Source organism: Nostoc sp. (genome assembly GCF_036917575.1).
Lineage (GTDB): Bacteria > Cyanobacteriota > Cyanobacteriia > Cyanobacteriales > Nostocaceae > Nostoc.
The window spans coordinates 200,550-206,683 of record NZ_JBALDC010000061.1; the positions used below are offsets into that span (position 1 = coordinate 200,550).

The following is a 6,134-nucleotide window of genomic DNA, read 5'->3' on the forward strand; positions in this document are numbered from 1 at the left end:
AATGGGAAAGATAAGTACCAATGACCAATGACTAATGACTAAATAAATATGTACCTGACGAAAAATTCAGTGCAGCAACTGCCCACTTTCCGGTTGAAATTACCGTTTGCAAAAGAAAGTAAGGGCAGTTATTACACTTTGCAACCATTACCAGGATGCCCAAGAATGCCTGTGTCTCTGCAATTGCGGCAATATCAGCGACAAGCGATCGCTAGCTGGTTTGCCAACAATGGTAGAGGGACGCTGAAAATGGCTACTGGTAGTGGTAAAACTATTACTGCACTAGCGATCACTTGTGAACTCTACCAACAGATTAATTTACAAGTTCTGTTGGTAGTGTGTCCTTATCGTCATCTTGTTACCCAATGGGCGCGAGAATGTGAAAAATTTAATTTGCAACCGATTTTAGCTTTTGAGAATTTACGCACTTGGCAAAGTCAACTTTCTACGCAAATTTATAATCTGCGTTCTGGTTCTCAACGGTTTGTGACGGTGATTACTACCAACTCTACTTTAATTGGAGATGGGTTTAGGTCTCAACTCAAATATTTTCCCGCCAAAACTTTAATTATTGGTGATGAGGCGCATAATTTAGGCGCACCCAAGTTAGAAGAAAGTTTGCCGCGTGGTGTTGGGTTGAGACTGGCTTTATCTGCGACACCGGAGAGATATTTTGATGATTTTGGTACGCAATCTTTATTTGATTATTTTGGCCCAGTTCTCCAGCCAGAGTTTACTTTGAGAGATGCGATCGCTCAAGGTGCTTTAGTACATTATCTCTATTATCCGGTGTTAGTGGAATTAACTGAGGCAGAAAGTATTGCTTATTTAAAGCTAACTAAAAGAATTGGGCGATCGCTACTATATAGAGAACGAGAAAATGGACAAGCAGGATTTGAAAACAATGAAGATTTAAAGCCATTATTGATGCAAAGAGCAAGGTTAATTGGTGCGGCGGAAAATAAATTAACCGCTTTGCAAGATTTAATGAGCGATCGCCGCGAAACTACTCACACACTTTTTTATTGTGGTGATGGTTCCCAAGAGGTGGGACAACGTTCATCGCTACGTCAACTTAAAGCTGTTGCTAAAATTCTCGGAGTGGATTTAGGGTACAAGGTAAGCACCTATACAGCACAAACAACTTTACAAGAAAGGGAAATTTTACGGCATCAATTTGAAAGTGGAGAGTTGCAAGGTTTGGTGGCAATTCGTTGTTTAGATGAAGGTGTCGATATTCCAGCAATTCAAACGGCGGTGATTTTATCAAGTTCTGGTAATCCCCGCCAATTTATTCAGCGACGGGGGCGAGTTTTACGTCCTCATCCGGCTAAAGAACGCGCAACAATATTTGACATGATTGTTTTGCCACCAGATTTAGATAGGGAAACTATAGAAGTTGAGCGTAATCTTTTGAAAAAGGAATTGCGTCGCTTTGTGGAGTTTGCTGACTTAGCTGATAATGCAGGGGAAGCAAGAATGAAGTTACTTGATTTACAAAAGCGATATGGTTTATTAGATATTTGATAATGAACTATATAGTTGTATTATTTTGTAAAATTTTTTTAGTTTTGAAAAAAGAAGCATTAAATATGAAATAATAAAATTATGAATTTGATTATAATGGAATATAAGCAGCTTTAAAAATTTTGCTTTTATCCCATTATAATCTAAATTATTAATACTAATAATAACAGAAAGTAATTCAAGAATAAAGTCTTTTTTCAAAGAAAATCATAAATTTGAAAAAATAGTTTTTGCAAAATTCCAGATAACGCTAACAGTGGCTTTACTGAGGTAAATGCACTACTAGAGAAAGTTAAAATATAGAAAAACTATATTTTAAAACTGAAGATGTCACAAGATGCAAATATCGATGATGTGCAAGAACCAATAACCAGCGCTCCGCCAGAAGTACGGCGAATCATTGAGCGGGTATGGAAACTGGAAAAAGGCAGATTAGATAAAAAGATTAACAGCCATATAAATGATAATATTTTGGACATTATCAAGGAAGAGGTGCGATGAAGCTGACTTCAATCAAGCTATGCAACTTTCGCTCCTTTTATGGTACGACACCAGAGATACTTTTAGCTGGTGGAGATGTTCACAATACAACGATTATTCATGGGAATAATGGCTCTGGAAAAACTAGTTTACTGAATGCCTTTACTTGGGTATTATATGAGAAATTTAGTGCAGCCTTTGCATCGATAGAACAGTTGGTAAATAAACGAGCGATCGCAGAAGCTCAAAAAGGTCAAGTTGTAGAATGCTGGGTAGAGATTGGCTGGGAACATGAAGGTAAACGCTATCGAGTCAAACGCGCCTGTCGGGGTTATAAAAACGAAGGTGATTTTGACGCTGGTAAAACTCAATTAACCATGTGGGTTGGTGCAGATGATGGTAAATGGAATATACCAATTCAGCAACCAGACGATATAATTAATCAAATTTTACCCGCTACTTTACATCAATATTTTTTCTTTGACGGCGAACGAATTGAAGAAATAGTCCGTTCTGATAAAAAAGCTGAAATTGCTGAAGCTACAAAAATTTTCTTGGGTGTGGAAGTCATCAACCGCTCCATCAGACATTTGGGAGATGCTAAAAAAACTTTAGAAAATGAGTTAGAAGCTATTGGTAGCTCAGAAATTAAACAACTATTACGACAGCAAGAAAAGATAGAACGAGAGTGCGATCGCATTACCAAACGGCAAACTGAAATTAAAGAAGAGTTAGAATATCAACAAACTTTTAAAAAAGAGACAAGTAATCGGTTACGAGAACTGAGTGCTGCTAAGGAATTGCAAGAAAGATGGCAGGATTTAGAATCACAGAAAACGGCAAATCAAGAAGAATATAAAAAAACGAAAGAAGCACTTAAAAAAGTTATTTCCACGCGAGGTTATACAGTTTTACTCTCAGAAACTACAGCGCAGTTTCGAGGAATTATCAATGATTTGAAGCAACGTGGCGAGTTAACATCAGGAATTTCAAGAGAATTTGTGAATGATTTACTCAATTCTCAACGCTGTATTTGTGGCGCAGAATTACACGAGGGTAATCATTCTCATACTCATGTGAGTACGTGGTTAAACAAAGCAGGTTCTTCGGCGCTGGAAGAAACTGCAATTCGGATGAGCGCACAAGTAGATGAAATTGATAAGCAAGCCATAGGATTTTGGGAAGAAGTTGATAGAGAACAAACTAGGATTAATCAGTTAAGGCAAAGCATATCTCAAATTGAAGGTGATTTAGACAATATTCAAGAACGGTTACGAAAAGATGCTAATGAAGAAATTAGCAGTTTACAAAAACGCTTAGATGAAATTGAAAGTAAAATTGATGAATTAAATCGAGAACAGGGTGCAAATCAGCAGCAACTTGCTCAACTAAAAATTGAAATTGAAGGTTTAAATAAACAAATCGCTAAACAAAAGCTGAATGAAGACAAGCAAACTTTAGCACAGCGACGAATTAACGCCACTCAAGAAGCAATCGAACGGTTAACAGAAGTTAGAAATCGTCAAGAACAACAATTTCGTTTGCAACTAGAAAAGCGAGTACAAGAAATATTCACAGAAATTTCTGTGACTCCATACATCCCTAAAATTAGTGAAAAATATGAACTAACATTAGTAGAAAATACTACAGGAATAGAAGCACCTGTTGCAGCTTCCACTGGGGAAAATCAAATTCTCAGTTTATCCTTTATTGCCAGCATCATTGATAAAGTACGGGAATGGAGTGAGAAGCGAAAAATGATGATGATTCCCGATAGTAGTACTTTCCCAATTGTGATGGATTCACCATTTGGTAGTTTAGATGAGAATTCGCGGCGACACATTGCTAAAACAATTCCCCAATTAGCGAATCAGTTAATAGTTTTAGTTACTAAGACTCAGTGGCGGGGTGAAGTAGAAGCAGAAATAACAGATAGAATTGGTAGAGAATATGTGCTTACGTATTACTCATCTAAGCCAGATTGCGAACAAGATTATATTGAGTTGGGTGGAGAAAGATATTCTTTGGTTAAACAAAGTCCGAACGAGTTTGAATATACTGAAATTATTGCGATTGAACGTAATGTTTAAAGGATTCAGTTTGCAACTTTAGTTTAAGCGAAACTAGAAACAGTGGCAGAAAAAGTAAACCCACGCTCAGATGATTAAAAATGACAGCACACAAAAGAGAACAGTTAATTAAAGATATCAACGTACTGCTACATCAAGCTTATGACAGTACTTTAGTTGAAATTTACGCGCTCTTAAAAAGAATTGATGATGTAGATGATGAAGAAGACTTAAAAGCCATTAAAGAAGCTAGGGAAGATATACGCATTAATGGCACTGTATCTTGGGATGAAATTCAAAACGAAATAAACAAGGATGTTGCGTGAGTTACGAAGTTAAATTTTCAAGGGATGCGAAAAAGCAGTTTAGGAAACTACCTATAGACGTACAACAACGCATACAAACTAAAATTAATGACTTGGCAATAGAACCGCGTCCAAACGGAGTAAAAAAATTACAAGGTGATGATAATTCATATCGTGTTCGAGTCGGAGATTATCAAGTGGTTTATGAAGTAGATGATGATGTTTTGATAGTAACTGTAATTAAACTAGGACATCGTAGCGAGATTTATAAAGATGAAAGTTAGTGGAGTAGGGAATATCGTGCTAGTAATCCTGAAGAACCGCAAGTGTATTGCCGTAATGAGGTGGCTGAAGCTGAACCCGCAGTACCAGTATGGACTATGTTAGTGGGTAATTTGTTTGTTTAGCGAGCGCCCACATACTAGTATAAAATAATGCGTCTAAAAATGCGATCGCTTTTATATTTCGGTTAAAATAGCAACAATGTAGATATTAAAATAATGGCTGCAAACAGAATCAGGGTTGGTAAAGATAAGGCTGAGTTGGTGAAATCTCTAGTAGCATCAAAAGACACAACTGGGCCTTTTCAAACTTATGTAGAAGTAATGGTGTTTGCAGCAGCATTGGGCGTTAAATATAAAAAGCGCGTTCCTTTGGGGGAAACCAGCAAAAGAGAACCATCTCCAATTCCACAAGAGAATTTTGCTTCATTGGGATATGACCTAATCATTAAATTATTAGGAATCAATGAAACTCAAGATATCAACATACTCTCATCTAGAGAAGAACAAGATGAAGATAAACGTACTCAAATATTTGAAGAATATGCTAATGGAGGACTGGAAATTTTACAAAACGAGTTGCGGGGTTCTGTTGACTATTCAGAGCGACTTCTATTAGTTCTGATTTCTGAAAGAGGAACAAAAGAACAGCTAGAAGAAGAGTTTGATCTCAGTAAATTTTTAAATTGATTTTTTTGTTGCTTAATTAAACTCTTAAATATGAAAAATATAGCATATTATTGTCAACGTTTTGCTGAATTAAATGTGAGTAGTAGCCAAAAGCGTGGTAATGCTCAATATAAACCAATATTACTTTTATCTGTAATTGATTTAATTGCGCGGGATGTCATTACTACTAATACAATTCCAGTTTCAGACGAATTAATTCAAATATTTGAAAGTTATTGGAATGTAATCGGTTCTCCAGCTTACAAAGGTGGTTTACACTATCCTTTCTTCCATCTGCAAAATGAAGGCTTTTGGTACTTGAAATTTAAGTCTGAATTTAATGGGTTACAGCCAAAAACAATTAACAAATTAAAGGAGGCTGTTGAATACGCATATCTAGACAATGAATTATTTAACTTTTTGCAAGATGAATTTTGCAGAAAAGAACTAATTGATGCCCTTATATCAGCTTTCTTTTCTGATAATGAAAATGATATAGAAGCTATTTTACAAAAAAATCAAATTTTTCAAGAGCATCCAGTAGAGATAGAAAAATTAATTGAAATAGGAAATTTAGAGGCTAATCTAAGATGGAGTTTTAAACGATCAGTTATTATAAATGCTTTCTTTAGAACAGCAATTATACATATTTATGATTATAGATGTGCCTTTTGTGGATTAACATCCAATACGGTTCAGTTAAGGCTTAAATAGCTGTAAAATAGGCATTGTTTCCAAAAATGGAAATCAAGTTCGGTGCATCTTAAAGAATTCTCATTAGTGTCTATTAAGATACAAAGTAC

Annotated in this window: 7 protein-coding genes; all 7 read left to right on the forward strand. The window is 35.8% G+C overall.

Translation table 11 applies throughout. The features are described from left to right. Positions 1 to 48 precede the first annotated feature (48 nt). The 7 genes from V7K79_RS18690 (at position 49) to V7K79_RS18720 (ending at position 6,045) form a co-directional block, all read left to right on the forward strand. Complete coding sequence (locus tag V7K79_RS18690; RefSeq protein WP_335049485.1) at positions 49 to 1,527, forward strand: DNA phosphorothioation system restriction enzyme; 1,479 nt, start codon at positions 49 to 51, stop codon at positions 1,525 to 1,527. A 327-nt stretch (positions 1,528 to 1,854) separates the two neighbouring features. Next, on the forward strand, positions 1,855 to 2,028 hold the full coding sequence (locus V7K79_RS18695; protein ID WP_189523511.1) for a hypothetical protein: 174 nt from the start codon (positions 1,855 to 1,857) through the stop codon (positions 2,026 to 2,028). Then, positions 2,025 to 4,097 (forward strand): AAA family ATPase, encoded by a 2,073-nt coding sequence (locus V7K79_RS18700; protein ID WP_335049486.1) that lies wholly within the window; start codon positions 2,025 to 2,027, stop codon positions 4,095 to 4,097. The genes V7K79_RS18695 and V7K79_RS18700 overlap by 4 nt, the downstream gene beginning before the upstream one ends. An 80-nt stretch (positions 4,098 to 4,177) precedes the next feature. Further along, positions 4,178 to 4,402, forward strand: coding sequence for a hypothetical protein (locus V7K79_RS18705; RefSeq protein ID WP_335049487.1), 225 nt, complete (start codon positions 4,178 to 4,180; stop codon positions 4,400 to 4,402). Continuing rightward, positions 4,399 to 4,665: a type II toxin-antitoxin system RelE family toxin gene (locus V7K79_RS18710; RefSeq protein WP_335049488.1), complete on the forward strand. Its 267-nt coding sequence runs from the start codon at positions 4,399 to 4,401 to the stop codon at positions 4,663 to 4,665. Before V7K79_RS18705 ends, V7K79_RS18710 begins: the two co-directional genes overlap by 4 nt. Before the next feature lie 216 nt (positions 4,666 to 4,881). Then, on the forward strand, positions 4,882 to 5,352 hold the full coding sequence (locus V7K79_RS18715; protein ID WP_335049489.1) for a DNA phosphorothioation-associated protein 4: 471 nt from the start codon (positions 4,882 to 4,884) through the stop codon (positions 5,350 to 5,352). 30 nt (positions 5,353 to 5,382) lie between these two features. Beyond that, entirely contained in the window at positions 5,383 to 6,045 is a 663-nt protein-coding gene (locus tag V7K79_RS18720; RefSeq protein ID WP_335049490.1) for a hypothetical protein, read from the forward strand. Positions 6,046 to 6,134 lie beyond the last annotated feature (89 nt).

What these genes read in the sequence shown, in the direction of transcription:
- V7K79_RS18690 (WP_335049485.1), top strand. Translation starts at nt 49, where the DNA reads ATGTACCTGACGAAAAATTCAGTGCAGCAACTGCCCACTTTCCGGTTG.
- V7K79_RS18695 (WP_189523511.1), top strand. Translation starts at nt 1,855, where the DNA reads ATGTCACAAGATGCAAATATCGATGATGTGCAAGAACCAATAACCAGC.
- V7K79_RS18700 (WP_335049486.1), top strand. Translation starts at nt 2,025, where the DNA reads ATGAAGCTGACTTCAATCAAGCTATGCAACTTTCGCTCCTTTTATGGT.
- V7K79_RS18705 (WP_335049487.1), top strand. Translation starts at nt 4,178, where the DNA reads ATGACAGCACACAAAAGAGAACAGTTAATTAAAGATATCAACGTACTG.
- V7K79_RS18715 (WP_335049489.1), top strand. Translation starts at nt 4,882, where the DNA reads ATGGCTGCAAACAGAATCAGGGTTGGTAAAGATAAGGCTGAGTTGGTG.
- V7K79_RS18720 (WP_335049490.1), top strand. Translation starts at nt 5,383, where the DNA reads ATGAAAAATATAGCATATTATTGTCAACGTTTTGCTGAATTAAATGTG.